The sequence below is a fragment of the Pseudomonas sp. 39004 genome, assembly GCF_028682155.1.
GTDB lineage: Bacteria > Pseudomonadota > Gammaproteobacteria > Pseudomonadales > Pseudomonadaceae > Aquipseudomonas > Aquipseudomonas capeferrum.
Genome location: NZ_JANIAG010000007.1, coordinates 14898 through 37323 on the forward strand (window position 1 = coordinate 14898; position 22426 = coordinate 37323).

Annotated in this window: 20 protein-coding genes and 1 pseudogene; 13 read left to right on the forward strand and 8 right to left on the reverse strand. The window is 63.2% G+C overall.

Annotated elements, in window-relative coordinates; genetic code table 11:
* Nucleotides 1-96: 96 nt before the first annotated feature.
* Nucleotides 97-1287, reverse strand: a complete 1191-nt coding sequence (locus tag NP534_RS02215) for an MFS transporter (protein WP_274097612.1) — start codon at nucleotides 1285-1287, stop codon at nucleotides 97-99.
* A gap of 119 nt (nucleotides 1288-1406) precedes the next feature.
* On the opposite strand from NP534_RS02215, the gene NP534_RS02220 reads away from it, so the two are divergent.
* Nucleotides 1407-2312 carry a LysR family transcriptional regulator gene (locus NP534_RS02220; RefSeq protein WP_274097613.1) on the forward strand — a complete coding sequence of 302 codons (906 nt, stop codon included), beginning with the start codon at nucleotides 1407-1409 and terminating at the stop codon, nucleotides 2310-2312.
* Here the strand turns inward: NP534_RS02220 and NP534_RS02225 are convergent.
* Complete coding sequence (locus tag NP534_RS02225) at nucleotides 2297-3217, reverse strand: LysR substrate-binding domain-containing protein (protein WP_274097614.1); 921 nt, start codon at nucleotides 3215-3217, stop codon at nucleotides 2297-2299. The genes NP534_RS02220 and NP534_RS02225 overlap by 16 nt on opposite strands.
* A gap of 159 nt (nucleotides 3218-3376) precedes the next feature.
* Between NP534_RS02225 and NP534_RS02230 the strand changes: the two genes are divergently transcribed.
* From NP534_RS02230 to NP534_RS02265, 8 genes are all read left to right on the forward strand, one after another.
* Entirely contained in the window at nucleotides 3377-4153 is a 777-nt protein-coding gene (locus NP534_RS02230; RefSeq protein ID WP_274097615.1) for a YqcI/YcgG family protein, read from the forward strand.
* Nucleotides 4154-4155: 2 nt separating this feature from the next.
* Nucleotides 4156-4782 carry a LysE family translocator gene (locus NP534_RS02235; protein WP_274097616.1) on the forward strand — a complete coding sequence of 209 codons (627 nt, stop codon included), beginning with the start codon at nucleotides 4156-4158 and terminating at the stop codon, nucleotides 4780-4782.
* Between the two features lie 26 nt (nucleotides 4783-4808).
* Nucleotides 4809-5903: a hypothetical protein gene (locus NP534_RS02240; RefSeq protein ID WP_274097617.1), complete on the forward strand. Its 1095-nt coding sequence runs from the start codon at nucleotides 4809-4811 to the stop codon at nucleotides 5901-5903.
* A 180-nt stretch (nucleotides 5904-6083) separates the two neighbouring features.
* A complete protein-coding gene (locus tag NP534_RS02245) occupies nucleotides 6084-6755 on the forward strand; it encodes a sel1 repeat family protein (RefSeq protein ID WP_274097643.1) in 672 nt (223 codons plus the stop codon).
* A 102-nt stretch (nucleotides 6756-6857) separates the two neighbouring features.
* A complete protein-coding gene (locus NP534_RS02250; RefSeq protein WP_274097618.1) occupies nucleotides 6858-7559 on the forward strand; it encodes an AzlC family ABC transporter permease in 702 nt (233 codons plus the stop codon).
* Nucleotides 7556-7870, forward strand: coding sequence for an AzlD domain-containing protein (locus NP534_RS02255; protein ID WP_047581077.1), 315 nt, complete (start codon nucleotides 7556-7558; stop codon nucleotides 7868-7870). The genes NP534_RS02250 and NP534_RS02255 overlap by 4 nt, the downstream gene beginning before the upstream one ends.
* Complete coding sequence (locus NP534_RS02260) at nucleotides 7867-8700, forward strand: AraC family transcriptional regulator (protein ID WP_274097619.1); 834 nt, start codon at nucleotides 7867-7869, stop codon at nucleotides 8698-8700. The genes NP534_RS02255 and NP534_RS02260 overlap by 4 nt, the downstream gene beginning before the upstream one ends.
* A gap of 74 nt (nucleotides 8701-8774) precedes the next feature.
* A complete protein-coding gene (locus tag NP534_RS02265) occupies nucleotides 8775-9002 on the forward strand; it encodes a hypothetical protein (RefSeq protein ID WP_033699008.1) in 228 nt (75 codons plus the stop codon).
* A gap of 33 nt (nucleotides 9003-9035) precedes the next feature.
* On the opposite strand, the gene NP534_RS02270 is transcribed toward NP534_RS02265, so the two are convergent.
* From NP534_RS02270 to NP534_RS02290, 5 genes and pseudogenes are all read right to left on the reverse strand, one after another.
* Nucleotides 9036-9524 (reverse strand): copper chaperone PCu(A)C, encoded by a 489-nt coding sequence (locus tag NP534_RS02270; protein ID WP_186663176.1) that lies wholly within the window; start codon nucleotides 9522-9524, stop codon nucleotides 9036-9038.
* Complete coding sequence (locus NP534_RS02275) at nucleotides 9524-10132, reverse strand: SCO family protein (protein WP_033699010.1); 609 nt, start codon at nucleotides 10130-10132, stop codon at nucleotides 9524-9526. Before NP534_RS02275 ends, NP534_RS02270 begins: the two co-directional genes overlap by 1 nt.
* Nucleotides 10133-10338: 206 nt before the next feature.
* Nucleotides 10339-10923 carry a Fe-S biogenesis protein NfuA gene (gene nfuA / locus NP534_RS02280; protein ID WP_012271640.1) on the reverse strand — a complete coding sequence of 195 codons (585 nt, stop codon included), beginning with the start codon at nucleotides 10921-10923 and terminating at the stop codon, nucleotides 10339-10341.
* A gap of 58 nt (nucleotides 10924-10981) precedes the next feature.
* Nucleotides 10982-12015, reverse strand: a pseudogene (locus NP534_RS02285) (acyltransferase family protein).
* A gap of 153 nt (nucleotides 12016-12168) precedes the next feature.
* Complete coding sequence (locus NP534_RS02290) at nucleotides 12169-14469, reverse strand: fatty acid cis/trans isomerase (protein ID WP_274097620.1); 2301 nt, start codon at nucleotides 14467-14469, stop codon at nucleotides 12169-12171.
* A gap of 165 nt (nucleotides 14470-14634) precedes the next feature.
* Between NP534_RS02290 and metH the strand changes: the two genes are divergently transcribed.
* Nucleotides 14635-18342: a methionine synthase gene (gene metH / locus NP534_RS02295; protein ID WP_274097621.1), complete on the forward strand. Its 3708-nt coding sequence runs from the start codon at nucleotides 14635-14637 to the stop codon at nucleotides 18340-18342.
* Between the two features lie 107 nt (nucleotides 18343-18449).
* Nucleotides 18450-18668 (forward strand): DUF2970 domain-containing protein, encoded by a 219-nt coding sequence (locus tag NP534_RS02300; RefSeq protein ID WP_274097622.1) that lies wholly within the window; start codon nucleotides 18450-18452, stop codon nucleotides 18666-18668.
* Nucleotides 18669-18965: 297 nt separating this feature from the next.
* Here the strand turns inward: NP534_RS02300 and NP534_RS02305 are convergent, their stop codons facing one another.
* Nucleotides 18966-20042, reverse strand: a complete 1077-nt coding sequence (locus NP534_RS02305; protein ID WP_274097623.1) for an ABC transporter substrate-binding protein — start codon at nucleotides 20040-20042, stop codon at nucleotides 18966-18968.
* Nucleotides 20043-20257: 215 nt separating this feature from the next.
* Here NP534_RS02305 and NP534_RS02310 point away from each other — a divergent pair, with 215 nt between their 5' ends.
* Nucleotides 20258-21910 carry a nitrite/sulfite reductase gene (locus tag NP534_RS02310; protein ID WP_033699019.1) on the forward strand — a complete coding sequence of 551 codons (1653 nt, stop codon included), beginning with the start codon at nucleotides 20258-20260 and terminating at the stop codon, nucleotides 21908-21910.
* Nucleotides 21894-22388 carry a DUF934 domain-containing protein gene (locus NP534_RS02315; protein WP_033699021.1) on the forward strand — a complete coding sequence of 165 codons (495 nt, stop codon included), beginning with the start codon at nucleotides 21894-21896 and terminating at the stop codon, nucleotides 22386-22388. Before NP534_RS02310 ends, NP534_RS02315 begins: the two co-directional genes overlap by 17 nt.
* Nucleotides 22389-22426: the final 38 nt, after the last annotated feature.

A 22426-nucleotide genomic window follows, 5' to 3' on the forward strand; every position in this document is an offset into this window, starting at 1 on the left:
ACCTCTGGTTGTCTGTTGTGCCTGAAGTGACGATTCTACCCTTTGCAGGGCAGCCTGTGGCTTTGCATGTCTTGCCGGGGCAACTCAGCGCTGTTTTCAGCGGGAGCCGGCGACGAACCCGCTACACCGCCCTGCCCACGCCAGCAGCCACGCCAAGCCGATCACCAGCAACGCCACTGGCGCAAACCACGCGACACCGGCCCCGGTCAACAGCAAACCGCCAATAATCCCCCCCAACGCAATCGCACTGTTCCACACCGTCACCAGCATCGATTGCGCCACATCACCGCCCTCGCCCGCCGCATCCGCACAGGCCGTCTGCAACAGCGTTGGCGCGCCGCCGTACGTCACGCCCCACAGCGCAATGCTCAGGTACATCGCCCACGAAGACGCCTGCCCCAGCACCAGCGCGGCCACGGCAAACCCGGCGAGGCTCAGCAGTACCAGCTTGCGCAGATGCCGATCGACCAACAACCCGACCAGCCCGATGCCCGCCAGCGCCGATAGGCCGAACACCATCAACACCTGGCCAATCTCGGCGGCCATCCCCGCCGCCGCCAACAGCGGCACGATGTAGGTATAGAGGATGTTGTGGCCCAGGACCCAGGTCAGGATCACCAGCAGCACCCGCGCCACGCCCGGTGTGCGCAACACCTGCAACGCCGCAGGGCGCTTGCCGGCTGCCTGCCCCGGGTAATCCGGAACCGCGCGCAATACCCAGACCACCAGCAACAGCGCCACCAGGGTGACCACGACGAAGGTGGCACGCCACCCCAGCATTGCCCCAAGCCAGGTACCAATAGGCAACCCGAGGGACAACGCTATCGGCTGCCCAAGCATGGCCACGGCCATCGCCCGGCCCTGCAAGGCTACCGGCACCATGCGCCGGGCATGGCCGGCGATCAGCCCCCAGGCCAGGCCGGCAGCGGCACCGGTGAAAAAGCGCAGCACCAGGGTAAGGGCGTTGGACGACGACAACACCGTCAAGCCGTTGAACAGTACAAAGCCGCCGATCGCCAGCAGCAAAGCGCGACGGCGATACCAGCCCTGGGTCAGGGTCACCAAGGGAATGGCAGTCAACAACGAACCGAGTGCGTAGGCCGTAACCCATTGCCCGGCCATGGCCTGGCTGATGTGCATGCCACCGGCGATCTGGTCCAGCAAACCGGCGGGCAGGGTTTCGCTGAGGATGGCGATAAAGCCGGTCATGGCCAGCGCCAGCAGGCCACTCAGGGGCAGGCGCTCGGCGCGCTCAACCAATGGCGGTGCGCAAGATATCTGGGACATTGCAGGGTGCCTTGAAGTGGAAATCGAGGGCGACAGTGTGCACGGCGGCGGCATTACGGAAAAAGACGGTTACAATGCCGCTCACCCCGGACATCAATGTCCGCAATCAGGAACACGTCATGGACAGCCTCAGCGGCTTCGTGGTCTTCAACCGGGTTGCCGAAACCCGCAGCTTCGTCGCTGCCGGTCAGTCACTGGGCATCACTGCCTCGGCCGTGGGCAAGCGCGTGGCACGGCTGGAAAGTCGCCTGGGTGTGCGCCTGTTCCATCGCAGCACGCGCAGCATCACCCTGACCGCCGAAGGCACGCTGTTTCTGGAGCGCAGCCGGCGCATCCTGGCGGAAATCGAAGCGACCGAGCAGGCGCTGTCGCAGGCCAGCGAAACCCCGCGCGGCCGCCTGCGCGTGAGCCTGCCCCAGGTCACCGGGCTGGTGATGCCGGCGTTGGCCGAGTTCATGGCGCTGTACCCCCAGGTGGAGCTGGACCTGGAGTTCACCGACCGCATGGTGGATATCGTCGGAGAGGGTTTCGATGTGGTGATGCGTGGTGGCCAGCCGCTGGACTCGCGCCTCAGTGCCAAATTCCTCGGCCACTTCCAGCACCGCCTCGTAGCATCACCCGAGTACTTGCGCGAGCGCGGCACGCCCAGCCACCCGCGTGACTTGAGCACGCACACCTGCCTGCACTACCGCTTCCCCAGCAACGGCAAGCTGGAAGTCTGGCCGCTGCGCCAGGAGCACCCCGACCAGGGCTATGACATCCCCATTTCGATGGTGTGCAACCACGTCGAGACGCGCATCTGCTTTGCCCTCAACCACCGCGGCATCACCTGCCTGCCAGACTTCAGCGTGCGCCGCGAATTGGCCGCAGGCACACTGGTGAGCGTGCTCGAGAGTTTCATGGAACGGCGTGGCAGCTTCTACCTGCTGTGGCCGTCGGGGCGCCACGTGCCGCCCAAGCTGCGGGTGTTCATCGACTTCATGCTCGAACGGGTCTTGCCAGGCAGCCCTCAACCGTACAAATAGTTGATGTCCTTGTAGGCCAGCGGCGGTACCTGGCTGAACAGGAAATCACGCAACTTGTGCATCTGCCGCGCCTTGGGGCTGGATTTGAGCCAGGTCATGTAATAGCCGTCGCCAGTGGCCACTGCGTACTTGAACGGTGTCACCAGGCGCCCTGCCGACAGGTCGGTCGTGGCCAGTACCAGGTCCACCACCGAGATGCCCAGCCCTTGCTGGGCGGCTGAGATGCCCTGGTCGAGGGTATCGAACACCTGCCCCTGGTCGATGCTGATATCCAGCGCATCCATGCGCGCCAGCCAACGCCGCCAATCGCGCCGGTCCGGGGACGGGTGAAGGAACTCGCACTGGCGCAGGTCGCCCAGGTCGGGTTGCGGTTGTGCCATGTAGTCGGGGTGGCAGACCGGGATCAGCCATTCATCGAACAGTTTGAAGCTCTCGACGTCAGCGGGGAAACGCCCGTTGGCCAGGAGGATGGCGCAGTCGTAGGGTTCGGAATAGAAATCCACGCTGTCGATGTCCATCCACACGCTCGACAGTTGCACGCTGCAGCTGTCGTCGTTCTTCTTGAACCCGTCCAGTGCCCTGAGCAGCCAGCGCATGGTAAGCGTGGACGGGGCCTTGAGGCGCAGGCCGTAGCGGTCCTGACGCAGCAACGCGCAGGCATTCTCGATGATCTTGAAGCCGACCTTGAGCTCCTGGGACAACAGACGCCCGTGCTCGGTCAGGCTCAGTTTCGGGCCACGGCGCTCGAACAGGTCGCAGCCGAACATGGCCTCGAGGGTCTTGATGTGGTGGCTGACTGCCCCTTGGGTCAGTGCCAGCTCCTCCGCCGCACGGGTAAAGGAGCCATACCGAGAGGCCACCTCGAAAGCACGCAAGGCGTGCAGAGCCTGAATCCGTTCCGACATGGCGACGTCCGAAGCATGAGTAAGACTAATAGTAGGTCATAGTTCCACGCGTTTTACAACGTTAAGTCCGTCTCAGAAAATGCATGTAAATAATAAAGATAACCAAGATTCTGCCTGCATATGCCTGGAACGTTACTTAATTGGAAACCTGGGGAAATCATGTTTACGGGTTATGGAAACTGCTATCGCCTGGATGCGCTAGAGCTGGCCACTGAACATGTCCGGAACACGCAGCATTGGACGTACAAAACCATACAGCATTTTCGCGGCATTCTCGCCAGCCCCGACTTTCCGTGCCTGTTCGGGCGCAAGGCAGTCGCCAGCGAGACCTGCCACATCCTCTTCGCCCGCGCCGAGCAGCTGGCCGATGACATCGCTCAGGGCCTGGCCGACTATGTGCGCACCATCGCACCGGTTCCGCTCAAGCAGCGCATCGGCAGCCCACTGGTGGTGTTTCTCGAAACCCCTGGCGACTACACCCTTGCCGAGCAACAGGCCTTGGCCTGGAAGGTGCTGCGTGGGGTCCATGCCCGCGACCCGCATCCCTGGCCGCAAGCGATACCCACCGACCCGGACGATAATGGCTGGTCGTTCTGCTATGCCGGCATGCCGCTGTTCATCAACATGAACTTCCCGGGCCACCGGCAGATGAAAAGCCGCAACCTGGGCCCCCACATCACCTTCGTCATCAACCCCCGGGAGAACTTTGACGAAGTGGCCAACGCCAGCACTGAAAGTGGCAAGCGTATTCGTGCCCGCATCCGCGAGCGCGTGGCCCATTACAACGACGGTGTCATGCCTGACACCCTTGGCGCATTCGGCGATGCCGACAACTACGAGTGGAAGCAGTACCAGTTGCAGGAGGCAGGTTCGCTCAACCCGTCACGCTGCCCGTTCCACGCCCATGTACCAGCCGACACACTGATCGAGAATTGACCGTGAATACCGCACTGACCGCCACCTATGCCCTGACCGTGCTGCTGCTGATCGCCACCCCTGGCCCGGTTGTAGCACTGATCGTCAACACCGCTGCCGCCTCGGGCTCGCGCAAGGCCATGTTCACCGCCGTGGGTACCAACTGGGCGTCCCTGGTACTGATAGGCGCGGCAGCCTGGATCATCCTGACCAGCGCTGCCATCGACAAGGCCTGGCTCAGCAGCATGAGCCTGATGGGTTGCCTGTTCATCGGCTACATCGCCGTGTGCACCCTCAAGGAAGCCCTGCAGGCGCCGGCCTCGGACGCGGCGAGCGAGGCACAGGGGCCTGGGCGCGGCGGCCTGCTGCAAGGCTTCATGGTGGGCATCTCCAACCCCAAGGACATCATCTTCTTCATCGCCTTCTTCCCCCAGTTCATCCAGATCACCGAGTCGTTCGGCAAGAGCATGGTGGTGCTGTCGCTGCTGTGGGTGGCCATCGATTTCGCCGTGCTCAGCCTGTACATCTTCGCCATCGGCAAGATCGCCTCGCAACGCAGCAACCGCCTGATCAGCCTGGCTTCGGGCGTCGCCCTGTTGCTGATTGCAGCGGGCGGCCTGCTTTACAACCTCAAGGAACTGGCGGCCTGAGCCAGCAACAACGCGAAGGAGTGCCCATGAGATCGACCGACACCAGCACGCCTGTCCCGGGCCCTCCTTCGCCGCTGCAACAGGACTACCAGCGCTTTCTGCTGCTGGGCAACCACCGTGCGCCACACACCCTGCAGGTGCACGAGCGCGGTTATCGCTCCGGCACTATCAACACCGATGCCCTTGGCCTGCGCTACAGCCATTGTGCGGGCAAGCGTTTCTCGGCGGCCGAGCGCGGCGCCGCGCCGCGCATCAACTTGCTGGTGGGGGGCTCTACCGCCTTGGGTATCGGCGCCAGCTGCGACGAACACACGGTGGCTTCACATTTGTCGATGCTGACTGGGGAAGTCTGGCTGAACCTGGCCGGCTGCGGGCTCAATGCCGGCCAGGAGCTGCTGATGTTCCTCACCCACCAGCATCGGCTCGGCCAATTGGGCCATGTGGTGGTGCTCAGCGGCCTCAATACACTGGCCCATGAAGCCCTTGGCGAAGTCCTCGCCAGCCCCCACGACCCGCTTCACGCCACGGCCCTGCGCGACACGCTGAACAGCTACAGCGACGGCATGCCGCCTGCTGTGGCCCCGCGCCCGCAATCGCTTTGGCGACGGCTTGGCCAAGCCTTGACCACGCCCCCGCCCATAGCGCCTGTCGCCAGGCCATTATCGCCCCCTGAAAAGCGACTGGCCCGTGCAGCCGACACCATCGGCCGTACCTTGCGCCAATGGGAGCGCCTGCTGGCAGACAGCCATGCCACCCTCACCTTCATACTCCAGCCATTGCTGCCCTGGTGCCGCGAAACCCTGCCTGAGGGTGAGCAGGCCATGCTGACGGCGCTGGAGCAACAGCCGGCCAACTTCGACCGCCTGCTCGACGGGGTCTTTGACAGCCAGTTGCACATGGCCTTCTTTCGCCGCATCAAAAGCCAGGCCGATCCGGTACCCTGCTACGACATGAACAGCATGCTCAGCAGCTCGCCGGTATTCGGCGCCGACCTGTTCGTCGACCGCCTGCACCTCAACGACCTGGGCAACAATGCCCTGGCCAAGGTCATTACCGCCAAGCTGGGCCTGGCCCAGGAAAAACACGCTCAGCGCAAGGTCACGCCCATCAAGCTCGTCTGACAGTTGCCTGCTGGTCTTTCGGCGAGGGCCCTTGGGTGGCTAGAATACGTCGTCGTTCCGATCCGCCCGAGGCGCACGTGTACCTGTCATGAACATCGAAGCCGTCCATCAACAACTGGCTGCCTGCCGTGACTGCGCCTCTCACGAGGCCTGCCTGTGAGTCGCGCGGTCATCCTGCCCATGCTGTTGATCGCCCTGATGCCGTTGGCTGCGCAAGCGCTCGACGTGCGCATCGACCCTCATGCCGACCTGCTCTACCGCCAGGCCCTGCCGCTGCTGGAACAGGCCGATAGCCAGGATGACAGCGCCAGTTCACTGCGCACTGCCCTGGGCAGCGACCCGGAACTCACCCGTCAGGGCCAGGCCCTTGCCCACACGTTGCCTACCGCGGTGGCACTGCTGAAAAAGTCAGTGGCGCTGGGCCACCCGGTGGCGCAGTACCGGCTGGCGCTCTACTACATGACCTATTTGCCCGCCGGGCAGATCCCCGACGCGGCCTGCCCTTTGCTGGTAGCCAGCCTCAAGCAAGGCTTCGCGGCTCCGGCACCGGCCATCGCCACCTGGTGCCCGCCCTACAACACCAGCGCGGAGTACCGCACTGCCCTTGAGGCGATCCCGAGCATGGCCACCCAGTACGCCCCCTACTACCCGCAACCTGCCACGCGACTGGCCTGTAGCCGCAGCCAGCCGCAGGGCCTGGAAATGCAGTGGGGGCGTCAGCGCGACTACCAGGCTGAGGTGTACCGCTTGCTGGCAAACCTGGACACGCAGCAGCGTCAGACCTTGCTGCAAAAGGCCGTGGACATCAACGGGTGCGTGACAGCGCAACACGGATTGGCCAGCCATCGCTAACGCCCTTGGGCCCGAACAGGGCCCAAACCAGCAAGATCGTTCAAGCCATCGCCATTACCACTCTGGCATGCTGCGCAACCGAGTACACGCGTTGCAGCCACCATGCCCCACAGCCCACACATTGCCCGCCAAGCCTTTCTGCGTGGCGCCATCGCCATCCTCCCGCTGTCCCTGGCCGTGGCCCCCTGGGGCCTTTTGGCCGGGTCCATGGCCATTGAAGCCAACCTCAGTGCCTGGGAAGGCCAAGGCCTGTCGGCCATCGTCTTTGCCGGTGCCGCTCAACTGGTGGCGATTGGCATGCTCAAGGGCGGCGCCAACCTGGCGTCGATCCTGCTCACCACCTTGCTGCTGACCTCGCAGCACCTGCTGTACGGCCTGTCCATGCGCCCCGTGCTGTCGAACCAGCCACTGCGCTGGCGGTTGGGCCTGGGCTTTTTGCTGACCGACGAATTCTTCGCCCTGACCAGCCATTACGACCAGCAACAGTTCAACCGCTGGTACGCGCTGGGCGTGGGCCTGACCTTCTATGTCGCCTGGAACCTGTTCACCCTGGCCGGCATCGTGCTTGGCCAGAACATTCCGCACCTCGACCAGTTGGGCCTGGACTTTTCCATTGTCGCCACCTTCGTCGCCCTGATCGCGCCCCTGGTGCGCAACCTCGCAACGGTAGTGTGTGTGGCCGTTTCGCTGTTCTGTTCGGTGCTGTTCAGTGCCTGGCACTGGGAAACCGCCTTGGTGGCGGCAGGCCTGCTCGGCATGAGCGCCGGTTTCGTTTGCCAGAAGTGGTTTGGAGGCCGTGCATGACCTGGTTACTGATTTTCGCCATGGGCGCCATCGTGTTTCTCAACCGCTATGCGTTTCTTGAACCGCGCCTGCCTTTGCGCCTGAGCTCCAACGCCCGGCAGTTTCTCGGGTTTGCAGTGCCGGGCATGCTCACCGCCATCTGCGGGCCGATCATCTTCATGCCTGACCATCACCTGAACCTGAGCCTGCTCAACCCTTATCTGCTGGGATCGGTGGTGGCCGTCGCGCTGGTGCTGTTGACCCGCAGCGTGTTGCTGAGCATGCTGGTGAGCATGTTGATCTTCTTCCTCCTGCGCAGCTGGCTGGCATGACCACGCCCCTGCGCGAACAGACACACCTGTGGCAGGCGCCGGCGCTGGGCGACGTCGAAATGCTGCACGCGCGGTATTTTCAGCAACGCTTCGCCCCGCACGTGCACGAAGGCTATGTGTTCACCGTGATCGAGTCCGGCGCCCAGCGCTTCTGGCATCGCGGTAGCGAGCACCTGGCCCCGGTGGGCAGCATGGTGCTGATCAACCCCGACGAGCTGCACACCGGTGCCACTGCCCATGAAGCCGGTTGGCGCTATCGCGGTTTCTACCCGGAACACGAACGCGTCACCGGCGTGCTGGAGGAACTGGAGATGGGCCGCCATGGCATGCCCAGCTTCAAGGACAGTGTGATCCAGGACCCGGCCCTGGCGCTGGCCTTCAGTCAACTGCACCAGCTGTCCGAATCGGCTGCCAGTGCGCTGGAGCAGCAGACCGCCTGGCGCCATGCCGTGCTGGCCCTGGTGCAACGCCACGGGCAGTGCGCCGAGCCTTCAGCACCCGGCCTCGAGCCACTGGCGGTAGCACGCGCCCGCGAACTGCTGGAGAGCCAATTGGCCGACCCACCCTCGCTTGAAGCCCTGGCGGCAGCGGTCAACCTGTCGCCCTTCCACTTCGCCCGGGTGTTTCGCCAGGCCACCGGCCTGCCGCCGCATGCCTGGCTCAAGCAACGGCGCCTGGCCCGAGCCCGGGAATTCTTGAAAAGCGGCCTGACGGCGTCCGAGGTGGCATTCAGCCTGGGCTTTGCTGACCAAAGCCACCTGAGCCGGCAATTCAAGCAGGCCTATGGAGTGACGCCGGGAGCCTATCGACAGGCTTGCCTGCACAGCTAGGCAGGCCGCGGGACTGGCCGGGCAAACGGGTCAGGCACTGCTACACTGACAGGGCTGAATTGGAGGATCCTGCCATGTCCGAAAGAGAGCTCACCACCCTCATATCGCTGATGAACCAGCGTCAGGCCTGCCTGAGCAGTGCTTGCAAGGAGATCGCCGACTGGATCGACCGGCAGGGCGATGTGCCCGTCGCCGGCAAGATTCGCGCGAGCCTCAAGGCCCTGGAGGCCGACGAAGCCCAGGTACGCAAGACCTTGACCTCGCTGACCCTGGACAGGCCGCTGCCACGCTTTCGCAGCTGAATGAACGGGGGCCGCTATGCGGCCCCCGGTATTTCAGTGGTTCATGTGCATGTGGTCATGCCCACCGCCAGCCTCGGCGTTGAGCGGACGCACCGGCGCCTGCACCTGCAGCGTTTGCTTGCCACCCTTGGCGTCTTCGATGAGCAGGGTCAGAGGCACCTGTTCACCCTCCTTCACCTGCTGCTTCAAGCCCATCAGCATGACGTGCAAGCCATTCGGGTCCAGGGTTACAGCCTTGCCAGCCGGCAACTCGACTGCCTTGACCTCACGCATGCCCATCACATCACCGTTCATGGTCATTTCATGCACCTGCACGGTCTTGGCCACTGGCGACTCGACCCCTACCAGCTTGCTGTCGCTGCTGGCAGTCAAGGTCATGAAGGCACCGGTGGACTGCTGGTGCGGCACGCTGGCACGGACCCAGGCATCACTCACGGTGGTCTCGGCCAACGCTGGCAGGGCAAGGCCCAGCAGGGCGATGGCGGCCAGGCCGCGCTTGAACGGTTGCAGTGAAACAGCCATTAGCAAATCTCCATCAGGGTGACCAGGTCTTCGGCGCATTCCTTGGCGTTCAGGGAATGGCCCAGGCTCAGGCGCAGAGTGCCACGTGTGTCGTAGACGTAGCTGGTGGACGAATGAGAGATGGTGTAGGTGTCACCGGCCGGGACCTTCTCGTAGAACACCTTGAATTCCTTGGCCACCTCGGCGATTTCCTCAGGGGTACCGGTCAGGGCGGTAAACGACGGGTCGAACGCCTTGACGTAGGCATCGAGCACTTCGGGGGTGTCGCGCTCCGGGTCCAGGGTGATGAACACCACCTGGAACAGGTCACGGTCACGGCCCTTGAGCATTTGCCTGATTTGCGCCGCCCGCGCCAGCGTGGTCGGGCAGACCGCCGGGCACTGGGTGAAGCCGAAGAAGATCATCGGCATGCTGCCGTAGAAGCTCGACAGGGTACGCGGGTTGCCTTGGGGGTCCTTGAGGTTGAACTTGCGCCCAAGGATTTCGTTGCTCATGTTCTTGCCGTACTTGAACTCGAGACCCCGGGCCGGGCTGCAGCCGGCCAGCAGGCCAAGCCCGAGAACGCCCATCCCAGCGACAACCGCGCGCCGGGTATACAGATCATTCATGGAACCATCCTTTACAGGCCATCCTTCACAGGAAAGGTGCCGACCCTGGGAGGGGCCGGTCGAAAAACCGGGGCATTCTTACATGACACCCCAAGTGCTTCTACCCGACGAAGGCGGTGTTGGCCTGCAGCCCTTTGAATACGGGCTGCGGCCTGTTGTCGCAGGGGTTGAATCCGTAACAGTTTGTTGCTAGGGACGCGTACTTGTCAGTAGTACGCGTTTTCCTTCTGGGTGTGGTCAGTCACGTCACGCACACCTTTGAGCTCGGGAATGCGCTCGAGCAGGGTGCGCTCGATGCCTTCCTTCAACGTCACGTCAGCCTGGCCGCAGCCTTGGCAACCGCCGCCGAACTGCAGCACGGCAATGCCGTCGTCGACCACGTCCACCAGGCTCACCTGGCCGCCATGGCTGGCCAGACCGGGGTTGATCTCGGTCTGCAGGTAGTAGTTGATACGCTCGTTGATCGGGCTGTCCTCGTTGACCATCGGCACCTTGGCGTTTGGCGCCTTGATGGTCAGCTGGCCGCCCATGCGGTCGGTGGCGTAGTCGACCAGCGCGTCTTCAAGGAAGGGCACGCTGACCGCATCGAGGTAAGCGGTGAAGCTCTTCAGACCCACGGCGGTGTCGTCAGGCTTCTCTTCGCCCGGCTTGCAGTAGGCAATGCAAGTCTCTGCGTACTGGGTGCCTGGCTGGGTGATGAAAATGCGAATGCCGATGCCGGGCGTATTCTGCTTGGAGAGCAGATCGGCCAGGTAATCATGGGCGGCGTCGGTAATGGTTATAGCGCTCATGTAAGTTCCTCACAGACTTGCGGCCAAGTGTACGCCAACCTGGCCCCGGCACAAAGTCCTAGTATTTGACTCGGGAAAGCACGTAAGCCGGGGCCTGCCCCGTGGCGCCGCCAGCCAGGCCTGCATTCGCCGGTACAAGCCACGCTCCAGCCACTTGTAGCTGAACCACGACATTAGTCCAATGGACGGCACGCACAGGGCAAACACCAGGTACGGGTTCAAGTGCAGCCACTCACTGGCGAACCAGCCGGCATACAGCACCAGCACGTGGATCAGGTACACCGAATACGAACAGTCGCCGAGTGCCTTGAGTACCTGGTTGCCCTTGAAGCAGGGTTCCAGGGCAATGAAGGCCAGCACCACCAAGGCACTGGGCACGCCCCAGTGCAACAGGCGCTGGGAAGCGTCCAGGTGATAGAGGGCGTACCCCGCCACCCCGAGCAACGCCAGCGGCATCCACACGCCCTCGCGAATCAGACCCCGGCGATACAGCACGCCCAAGCCGATGCCGAGCAGGAACTCGTAGATGATGTCGTTGTTGTAGAAATGGCTGAGCACGCCCAGCCGGCCCAGCACTTCACTGACCAGCAACAGCGCCGCGCTCACCAGCCACAGGTGATGGCGCTGGCGCACCAGGAACGCCAGGCCGAACAGCAGGTAGAAGAACATCTCGAAATTGAGCGTCCAGCCCACGTTCAAGGTCGGGTAGAGCCCGTACCCCCCAGGGTTTTCCGCTGGCACGAACAGTAACGACAGCAACAGGTGCTGCCATTCGAACTGCTGGTGCGGCATCCAGCGGCTGGCCGCCAGCAGCAGGCCCGCCATGAGCAAGCTGTAGAACCAGTACGCCGGCACGATGCGCAGCACCCGGTTGAGCAGGAACTGACGCGGTTCGATGGTTTTGTCACGGGTCGACAGGTAGATCACCAGCCCACTGATGACGAAGAAGATATCGACGCCCACGGCGCCCCGGTCGGTAAGCAGTTGGCCGATGGGGCCACTGGCGTGGAAGTCGAAGAAAATCTGCATGAAATGGTGGCAAACCACCACCCAGGCGGCGAACGCCCGCAGTGCCTGAAGCGAATACAGCATGGAATACCCTGCGATTGCCGGTGCATTGAGGCCGGTGACCGCGCGCAGAGGGGGCAATACCCGCGAAGGGCTGCCCAGCAGCCCCCCCTGCAGTCGATCAGGACCACCCACCGTTTCCGACCGCAGCTACCCCGGAAAGGTCAGGCCAACCGATCAGAGGTTCTCGTAGCGGTTCATGTCCAGCACACCCGCTTCCACCGGCTGGGTCTCCTTGATGTAGCTGTTCAGGTCATGGAAGTACTGCCAGAACTGCGGATGGCTACGGCGCACGCCCCAGCGCATGACGATGCGCTCGAACTTGCTCGGGTCATCACGCGCATACTCCATGTCTTCGACAAATTCCGGCACATCCTGGGTCGGTATGTTGAAGATGAAGTTCGGGTAGCTGCTGAGTACGCCCGGGTACAAGGTCAGTGTGTCCAGCCCTGGCTGATAGCGGGAAGCTTCGCCCAGCAGGAAGGCGACGTTGCTGTGCGCACGGTTGCGCAGCAGGCTGTACACCTGGCGCTGACCGCCCTGCCCTTCGATGCGCAGCATGCTTGCCTCAGGCAGCTGGTTGATGACCTTGAGCCCGGCAGCCGGGCGCGACACCAGGCGGCTGAGCGACTGCTCGGCATTGCGGAACTCTTCGCTCATTTGCGGCCGTGAGCAGTAGGCACCCTGGCATCGGTTGATCGGGTCGGGTGCCGCATTCAGGCTGCCGGTGCGCTGCAGCAGCTTGAGGCCGAAGTCGCGCTTGGGGTTGCCCGGGTCGAGCTTGATGCCGCTCGGGGTATCGGTATCGATGTCTTCATAATCGAGCCACATCTTCACCTTGCCGCTGTTCTGGTACCAGTCGCTGAGGATCGCGCCGCGCTGATCGGCCGGCATCAGGCGCAGGAAATTGACTTCGGCACCGTTGCGGATCAGGTCGAAGTACAGGCGTGTCTGCAACTGGTGCGAGACGTTGCCGAACACATCGAAGTTGACCGCCAACTGGTAATAGGTGCGCTCCAGCAGCGGGTAGTCGAACAGCCACACGGTGAGCGGCACATCGCCGATCAGGCCTTTGCTCACCGAGGCGCTGTCGAAGTGGCGGAAAATGCTCAGCAGCGCATTGTCGTTACCCGCCCACAACGTCGACCAGCCCGGCGCCGGCATTTCGGCATAGGCTTCGCGGCGCAGTTTTTCGTACTCGTTGCGCTTGTCGCGGTAGGCGTGCCAGAGGCTCAGCACACTGCCCACGTCATCGACCTGCCCCGGCATGGCCAGCAACGGGGTGGCGGCGCCGCGGTACTGGGCATCGGTGATGTAGCGATCATGGGCCGGCTCCTGGAACAGCGCCCAGAAGTTGTCGCGAATCACGTCGGTCGCAATCTGCCCACGGCACACCGGGCCGCGGATGAAGGTGCGCACGAAGTACTCGGCGTTGTCCAGCATGAACTGGTAGCGCGCCACCGCCGGGATCGCCTCGAAGGTCTCGAACGGGTTGGCCCGATGACGCGGGCCATAGCCGGGCAGCGCCGCAGCGTGCCAGTCACCGGCGTAAAACAGTTGCTTCACCCGCTTGAGCTTTTGTGGGCCCATTGGGTAGGTGATGTGCGTCTTGTGCACGATCACGCCTTGCACCGGAATCAGCCGGTAATAGAAGTCGGTGCCCGGCGGGTCGTTGGGGCGACGGGTAGCGATCAGGTCGACCGGCTGGCCGCTGGGCGTGCGCGAACGCACCCACTGGAAGAAGTGGCCCTGCTCCCCGCCAACGAAGTAGATGTGTGCAAGGAACAGGTGCTCGTACAGCCAGCGCCCGACCAGGGCTTCGGTGGACCCTGGGCGGTTGAGCAGCGCTTCCCAGTCGGCAATCTGCCTGGCCTCGGCCGGGTTGGGCTGGACCGGCTGGTACTCCACCGGCGCCCCCGTGGCCAGCCAGCGTTGCAGCGTGCTGTACTCCTGGTCGGTCAGGCCGGTGACCGCCAGCGGCATGCCTTCTTTGGGGTGCGCGCCAGCGTAGGCGTCGAACTCATGGGGCAACGGGCACATGTTGTTGCGGCTGATCCCCAGGACGATGTCCTCGGGCAACTTGGCATTGGGCGTGAGCGGTGTCTTGTGCCCAAGTTCGAGCATGCGCGCCATCAGCGCCGCCTGGCTGCCCTGGCTGTCGAGCACCGAGTAGAAGCCCTTCTTGCGCCACTCGCCCTCGCTGTGGGCGTCGTAGAACAGCCGCGTGGTGGGCACCGCCTTGCTTCGGTCGCCTTGGTACACCGGTACCTTGGTGGCGCCACGTACGGCCCCTTCGGGGCTTTCCAGCTTGAGCTGGCAGGCCGCGTCGTTACAAGCGTGGCAGGCCACGCATTTCTCGGTGAAGATCGGCTGAATGTCCCGGGTGTAGGAAATGGCCGGACTCGACTGGGGGGCTTGCCCGAACGCCACGCCGCTGATGAGCAAGGCGAAGACGCCGGCAAGAATACGATGCAGCATGTGCGAAAAGTCCTGGTTCATGAAAGCCATCACGATTGCCTGGTGGCGCTTGGGTGCTTGTGCGCCAACATGAGCAAAATTCATGCAAATGGGCGATGCGCCTAAAAACCGCGCAGCTTTGTTATGATTCGGCACCTTCTGATATCGCCCGACCAGGTAGTTCCTATGTCCGACCGCAGCGCTCGTCTCCAAGCACTCCAGCACGCACTCAAAGAGCGCATCCTGATCCTCGACGGCGGCATGGGTACTATGATCCAAAGTTATCGCCTCGAGGAACACGACTATCGTGGCACGCGCTTTGCCGATTGGCCAAGCGATGTAAAGGGTAACAACGATCTGTTGCTGCTCAGCCGCCCTGATGTCATCGCCGCCATCGAAAAAGCCTACCTGGATGCTGGCGCCGATATTCTCGAAACCAACACCTTCAACGCCACGCAGATTTCCCAGGCCGACTACGGCATGGAGTCGCTGGTCTACGAGCTGAACGTCGAGGGCGCGCGCATCGCCCGCCAGGTCGCCGATGCCAAGACCCTGGAGACGCCAGACAAACCGCGCTTCGTCGCCGGCGTGCTTGGCCCGACCAGCCGCACCTGCTCGATTTCCCCGGACGTCAACGACCCCAGCTACCGCAACGTCACCTTCGACGAGCTGGTGGAAAACTACGTCGAGGCCACCCGCGGCCTGATCGAGGGCGGTGCCGACCTGATCCTGATCGAAACCATTTTCGACACCCTGAACGCCAAGGCGGCGATCTTCGCCGTGCAACAGGTGTTCGAGGATGACCAGGTCGAACTGCCGATCATGATCTCCGGCACCATCACCGACGCCTCGGGCCGGACCTTGTCCGGGCAGACCACCGAAGCCTTCTGGAACTCGGTGCGCCATGCCAAGCCGATTTCCGTGGGCCTGAACTGCGCCCTGGGCGCCAAGGACCTGCGCCCGTACCTGGAAGAGCTGTCGACCAAGGCTGACACCCATGTTTCGGCGCACCCCAACGCGGGCCTGCCCAACGCCTTCGGCGAGTACGACGAAACCCCGGCCGAGATGGCCGCAGTGGTCGAGGAGTTCGCCGCCAGCGGCTTCCTCAACATCATCGGCGGCTGCTGCGGCACCACCCCGGGCCACATCCAGGCCATCGCCGAAGCCGTGGCTAAGTACAAACCCCGCGAGATCCCGGAAATTGCCAAGGCCTGCCGCCTGTCGGGCCTGGAACCCTTCACCATCGATCGTCAGTCGCTGTTCGTCAACGTTGGCGAGCGCACCAACATCACCGGCTCGGCCAAGTTCGCCCGGCTGATTCGTGAAGAGAACTACACCGAAGCCCTGGAAGTGGCCCTGCAGCAGGTCGAGGCCGGCGCCCAGGTGATCGACATCAACATGGACGAAGGGATGCTCGACTCCCAAGCCGCCATGGTCCGCTTCCTCAACATGATCGCGGGCGAGCCGGACATCTCCCGCGTACCGATCATGATCGACTCCTCCAAGTGGGAAGTGATCGAGGCGGGCCTGAAGTGCATCCAGGGCAAGGGCATCGTCAACTCGATCTCCATGAAAGAAGGCGTCGAGCAGTTCAAGCACCACGCCCGCCTGTGCAAACGCTACGGCGCCGCCGTGGTGGTAATGGCCTTCGACGAGGTCGGCCAGGCCGACACCGCCGCGCGCAAGAAAGAAATCTGCAAGCGCAGCTACGACATCCTGGTCAACGAAGTAGGCTTCCCGCCGGAAGACATCATCTTCGACCCGAACATCTTCGCCGTCGCCACCGGCATCGAAGAGCACAACAACTATGCCGTCGACTTCATCGAAGCCTGCGCCTACATCCGTGACCACCTGCCGCACGCGCTGAGCTCGGGCGGGGTGTCCAACGTGTCGTTCTCGTTCCGCGGCAACAACCCGGTGCGTGAAGCGATCCACTCGGTGTTCCTGTTCCACGCCATCCGCAACGGCCTGACCATGGGTATCGTCAACGCCGGCCAACTGGAGATCTACGACGAGATCCCGGCCGACCTTCGCAACAAGGTCGAGGACGTGGTGCTCAACCGCACTCCGGAAGGCACCGATGCACTGCTGGCCATCGCCGACGACTTCAAAGGCGGCGGCGCCACCAAGGAAGTCGAGAACGAGGCCTGGCGCTCGCTGCCGGTCGGTAAACGCCTGGAGCACGCCCTGGTCAAAGGCATCACCGCGCACATCGTCGAAGACACCGAAGAGTGCCGCCAGCAATGCGCGCGGCCCATCGAGGTTATCGAAGGCCCGCTGATGAGCGGCATGAACGTGGTCGGCGACCTGTTCGGTGCCGGCAAGATGTTCCTGCCCCAGGTGGTCAAGTCGGCTCGCGTGATGAAGCAGGCCGTGGCTCACCTGATCCCGTTCATCGAAGCCGAAAAAGGCGACAAGCCAGAGGCCAAGGGCAAGATCCTCATGGCCACGGTCAAGGGCGACGTGCACGATATCGGCAAGAACATCGTCGGCGTGGTGCTGGGCTGTAACGGTTACGACATCGTCGACCTCGGCGTGATGGTGCCGGCAGAGAAGATTCTGCAAACCGCTCGCGACGAGAAATGCGACATCATCGGCCTGTCCGGCCTGATTACCCCGTCGCTGGACGAGATGGTCCACGTGGCCCGCGAAATGCAGCGCCAGGGCTTCAACCTGCCGCTGATGATCGGTGGTGCAACCACGTCCAAAGCGCACACGGCGGTGAAGATCGAGCCCAAGTACAGCAACGACGCGGTGATCTACGTCACCGACGCTTCGCGCGCCGTCGGCGTGGCGACCCAGCTGCTGTCCAAGGAGCTCAAACCCGGCTTCGTCGAAAAGACCCGCCTGGACTACGTCGATGTTCGCGAGCGCACGGCCAACCGCAGTGCCCGTACCGAGCGCCTGAGCTACGCCAAGGCGATTGCCGCCAAGCCGCAGTATGACTGGGCCGGCTACCAGCCCGCAGTGCCCTCCTTCACCGGCGTCAAGGTGCTGCAGGACATCGACCTGCGGACCCTGGCCGAATACATCGACTGGACGCCCTTCTTCATCTCCTGGGACCTGGCCGGCAAGTTCCCGCGCATCCTCACCGACGAAGTGGTCGGCGAGGCGGCCACAGCGCTGTACAAAGATGCCCGCGAGATGCTCGACAAGCTGATCGACGAGAAGCTGATCAGTGCCCGCGCAGTGTTCGGCTTCTGGCCGGCCAATCAGGTCGCCGATGACGATATCGAGGTGTATGGCGACGACGGCCAGCCGCTGGCCACCCTGCACCACCTGCGCCAGCAGACCATCAAGCCCGACGGCAAGCCGAACTGGTCGTTGGCAGACTTCGTCGCGCCGAAGGGCAGCGGTGTCACCGATTACGTCGGCGGCTTCATCACCACCGCCGGCATCGGCGCCGAGGAAGTGGCCAAGGCGTATCAGGACAAGGGCGACGACTACAGCTCGATCATGGTCAAGGCCTTGGCCGACCGCCTGGCCGAAGCCTGCGCCGAGTGGCTGCACGAGCAGGTGCGTAAAGAGCACTGGGGTTACGCCCGCGACGAACACCTGGATAACGAGGCGTTGATCAAGGAGCAGTACAGCGGCATCCGCCCTGCCCCAGGCTACCCGGCCTGCCCGGACCACACCGAGAAAGAAACCTTGTTCCGCCTGCTCGATGGCACGGCCATTGGCGAGACCGGCGCAAGCGGCGTATTCCTGACCGAGCACTTTGCGATGTTCCCGGCGGCGGCGGTCAGTGGCTGGTACTTTGCGCACCCGCAGGCGCAGTACTTTGCCGTGGGCAAGGTGGACAAGGACCAGATCGAGCGCTACAGCGCGCGCAAGGGCCAGGAAGTGAGCGTGAGCGAGCGTTGGTTGGCGCCTAACCTCGGGTACGACAACTAAGCCTGTGCTGGCCCTTTCGCAGGTTTAACCGCGAAAGGGCCAGAAATGCCAACTACCCTGGCATTGCCTACACTGTCCCTGATTGCCTCCGAAACCCAGGAGCCACCATGGACGACTCAAGCCAAGGCAAGCCCCCCTCCTTCTGGCAAATGCTGCACAGCATCCTCGCCGCCGCCTTCGGCGTGCAAAGCGGCAAAAACCGCGCGCGCGACTTCACCCACGGCAAGGCCAGCCACTTCATTGCCATGGGCACGGTGTTCACCCTGCTGTTCATTCTGCTGCTGATCGGGCTGGTGCAACTGGCCATGCACCTGACGGCACGCTGAGGTTCAGCCTGAATGAAAACGCCTGCGGGCATCCACCCCGCAGGCGCTCAGGCTGCATCACGGTCTGAAGGGAAGTCTACTGGTGGCTGACCCAATACACGGCGGTAACGACCACCAGCACGATCAAACACAGAATCGCCCAGGCATCGACACTGCTGTCAGCTTTGCGGACCTTGGTTGAGTTTCCCATTGCATTGCCTCTTGTAGTGGTTATGGGAATGCACTTCACCCACAGCAGTAAAGACGAGCAATGCCCTTCTCTCAAGCAGGGTTTTTCGCCAGCCGCGGCCAGGCAGATCAGTACTCCACAGGGGATGTGAGGAAAGGGTACTGAAAATCGGATGGACGGCCTTCAGCGCTGTAGTGGCGAAAGTCGATGCCGTAGTCGTCACGTTCGAGCAATTTGAGCCAGCGTCGGGCCTTGTTCGGGTCAATCGACTGCAGCACCGGCACACTGTGCTCACGGCGCCCGCCCCGATTGATCGGCAGCCCCTGCGCATCGTCATTGAGCATGACCATGGCCCAACCACCCAAGGTGAAATGCCCGCCCATGAGCACGCCCAGACGCCCGTCGATGCGCGCACGCAGCGCTTGCGGCGAGCTGTTGACGGCGCTGAATACCGCGTCCCGCCCTGGCATGCGCCCGGCAGCCTCGAACGCCTGCATGGCGCCGAAGGCCATTTCGTCGTTGGCCGACCACACCAGGCGTGTGCCCGGGTAGCGCTGCAACAGCAGTTGCGCCTGCTCGAATGCACGCTGCCGGTTCCAGCCGCCATACACCACCTGGCGCAAGCGCACCTGGGGGAAGTCAGCCAAGGCGCGGCGCATGCCCGCTTCGCGCAACTGCGAGGCGGGGGTGGTCTTGACCCCGGCAAACGCCACGAGGTCCACCGGCTCGTTGCTCGGCGGCAGCAGGGCGACCATCTCGTGCAGCATCTGGTAACCGGCTTGCTCGTCGTTGGTGATCAGCGTGCCCAGTACCTGGGCATACTTCTCAGGCTGGGCCTCGATGCTCTGCGCCTGGCTGGCGGTCAGGCCGTTATTGACCAGAAACAGCTTGACCCCGGTGCCCTGGGACAGGCGGATGATTTCTGGCGCCACGTACTGCTCGTTGACCAGCACCAGATAGTCCGGGCGCTGCGGGCCTTTGAGAAGCGCCCGTGCCTGGTTCAGCGCACGTTCGGCGCTGCGCTCGCTGTATTCCACCCGCAGCGTCAGGCCCAGGTCGTCGGCCGCCGCCTGCATGAAGCGCGAATACCCAACCCAGAATGTCTCGCTCGAAAGGCCCGGGTTAAGGAACACGACTGAAGCAGCCTGCGCATTGGCTGCCAACGGCAGGCTCAGGCACAAGCTTTGGCACAGCGCCTTGAGCATGCGGTTACACCCCTTGCAACAAACCCGCGAGTATAAACCTGCGACCCGCGTTGACGAACAAATGCCAGTCAGTCTCACTTAGTTCGTTTGGTTCTTTTCATATGCAAAAACATCACTTTAGCGCATAAACACACTCTGATATCGTTCCCCAGCTCCGAACCGGAGTGCGCGGCCGTGCGCGCGAATAGCTGCATGCAGCCTGAGACAGGACTTTTATGTACGTATACGACGAGTACGATCAGCGGATCATCGAGGACCGCGTCAAGCAGTTCCGTGATCAGACCCGCCGCTACCTGGCCGGTGAGCTGAGCGAAGAAGAATTCCGCCCTCTGCGCCTGCAGAACGGCCTGTATATCCAACGTTTCGCGCCGATGCTGCGCGTCGCCGTGCCTTATGGCCAGCTGAACGCCCGCCAGGTCCGCACACTGGCCAAGATCGCTCGCGACTACGACAAGGGCTACGCCCACATCTCCACCCGCCAGAACGTGCAGTACAACTGGCCGGCGCTGGAAGACATCCCGGACATCCTTGCCGAGCTGGCCACCGTGCAGATGCACGCGATCCAGACCAGCGGCAACTGCCTGCGCAACACCACCACCGACCAGTTCGCCGGTGTCGCCGCAGATGAGCTGATCGACCCGCGCCCGTGGTGCGAGATCGTCCGTCAGTGGACCACCTTCCACCCGGAATTCGCCTACCTGCCGCGCAAGTTCAAGATTGCCATCAACGGCTCGAAGGAAGACCGCGCCGCCATCGAAGTACACGATATCGGCCTGGAGCCGGTGCGCAACGAAGCCGGCGAGCTTGGCTTCCGCGTACTGGTGGGCGGCGGCCTGGGCCGTACCCCGGTGGTCGGCTCGTTCATCAACGAGTTCCTGCCCTGGCAAGACCTGATCAGCTACCTGGACGCCATCCTGCGCGTGTACAACCGTTACGGTCGCCGTGACAACAAGTACAAGGCGCGGATCAAGATCCTGGTCAAGGCGCTGACGCCCGAAGTGTTCGCCGAGAAGGTCGAGGCCGAAATGGTCCACCTGCGTGGCGGCAGCAGCACCCTGACCGAAGATGAAGTCCAGCGCGTGTCGCGCCACTTCGTCGACCCTGACTACCTGGCACTCGACAACGTCGATTACAGTGCCCAGGATGCCGAATACCCAGGTTTCGCTCGCTGGCGCTCGCGCAACACCCGCGCCCACAAGCGCCCCGGCTATGTGGCCGTGACCTTGTCGCTGAAACCCACCGGCGTTGCCCCTGGCGACCTGACCGACAAGCAGCTGGACGCCGTGGCGGACCTCGCCGAGCGCTACAGCTTTGGCTTCCTGCGCACCTCGCACGAGCAGAACATCATCCTCGCCGATGTCGAGCAGCGCCAGCTGCACGCCCTGTGGCAAGAACTGCGTGAAGGTGGCTTCGCCACGCCGAACATCGGCCTGTTGACCGACATCATCTGCTGCCCGGGTGGCGACTACTGCTCGCTGGCCAACGCCAAGTCGATCCCGATCGCCGAATCCATCCAGCGCCGCTTCGACGACCTGGACTACCTGTTCGACATCGGCGAAATCGACCTCAACATCTCTGGCTGCATGAACGCCTGCGGCCACCACCACGTGGGCCACATCGGCATCCTCGGCGTGGACAAGAAAGGCGAGGAGTTCTACCAGGTGTCCCTGGGCGGCAACGCTGCGCGTGACGCGAGCTTGGGCAAGATCCTCGGCCCATCCTTCGCCCAGGACGCCATGGCCGACGTGATTGAAAAGCTGATCGCCGTGTACGTCGAACAACGTACCGAGGAAGAGCGCTTCATCGACACCTACCAGCGTATCGGCATCGACCCCTTCAAGGAACGCGTCTATGCAGCGAATCATTAAGAACAACCAGATCGTCGACGAAACCTGGCACCTGCTGCCCAAGGAAACTACCCTCGACGAGCTGAGCAACTGCGACGATTACATCGTCCCGCTGCAACTGTGGCGTGACCATGCCCACGTGCTCAAGGCCCGCGACGGCGGCCTGGGTGTGTGGCTGGACAGCGACGAGGAAGCGGAAGAGATCGGCGAGGACGTGCAGCACTTCCAGGTCATCGCCCTGAACTTCCCGGCCTTCACCGACGGGCGCAACTACTCCAACGCGCGCCTGCTGCGGGACCGCTACCAGTTCAAAGGCGAGCTGCGCGCCATCGGCGACGTTCTGCGCGACCAGCTGTTCTTCATGGCCCGCTGCGGTTTCGACGCGTTTGCCATCCGTGCTGACAAGGACCCGGAAGACGCACTGGAAGGTCTGAAAGACTTCTCGGTGACCTATCAGGGCGCCACCGATCAGCCGCTGCCGCTGTTCCGCCGCCGCTGACCGCGGCAAGTACGGCCCACTACCCGGTGGGCCGTGCC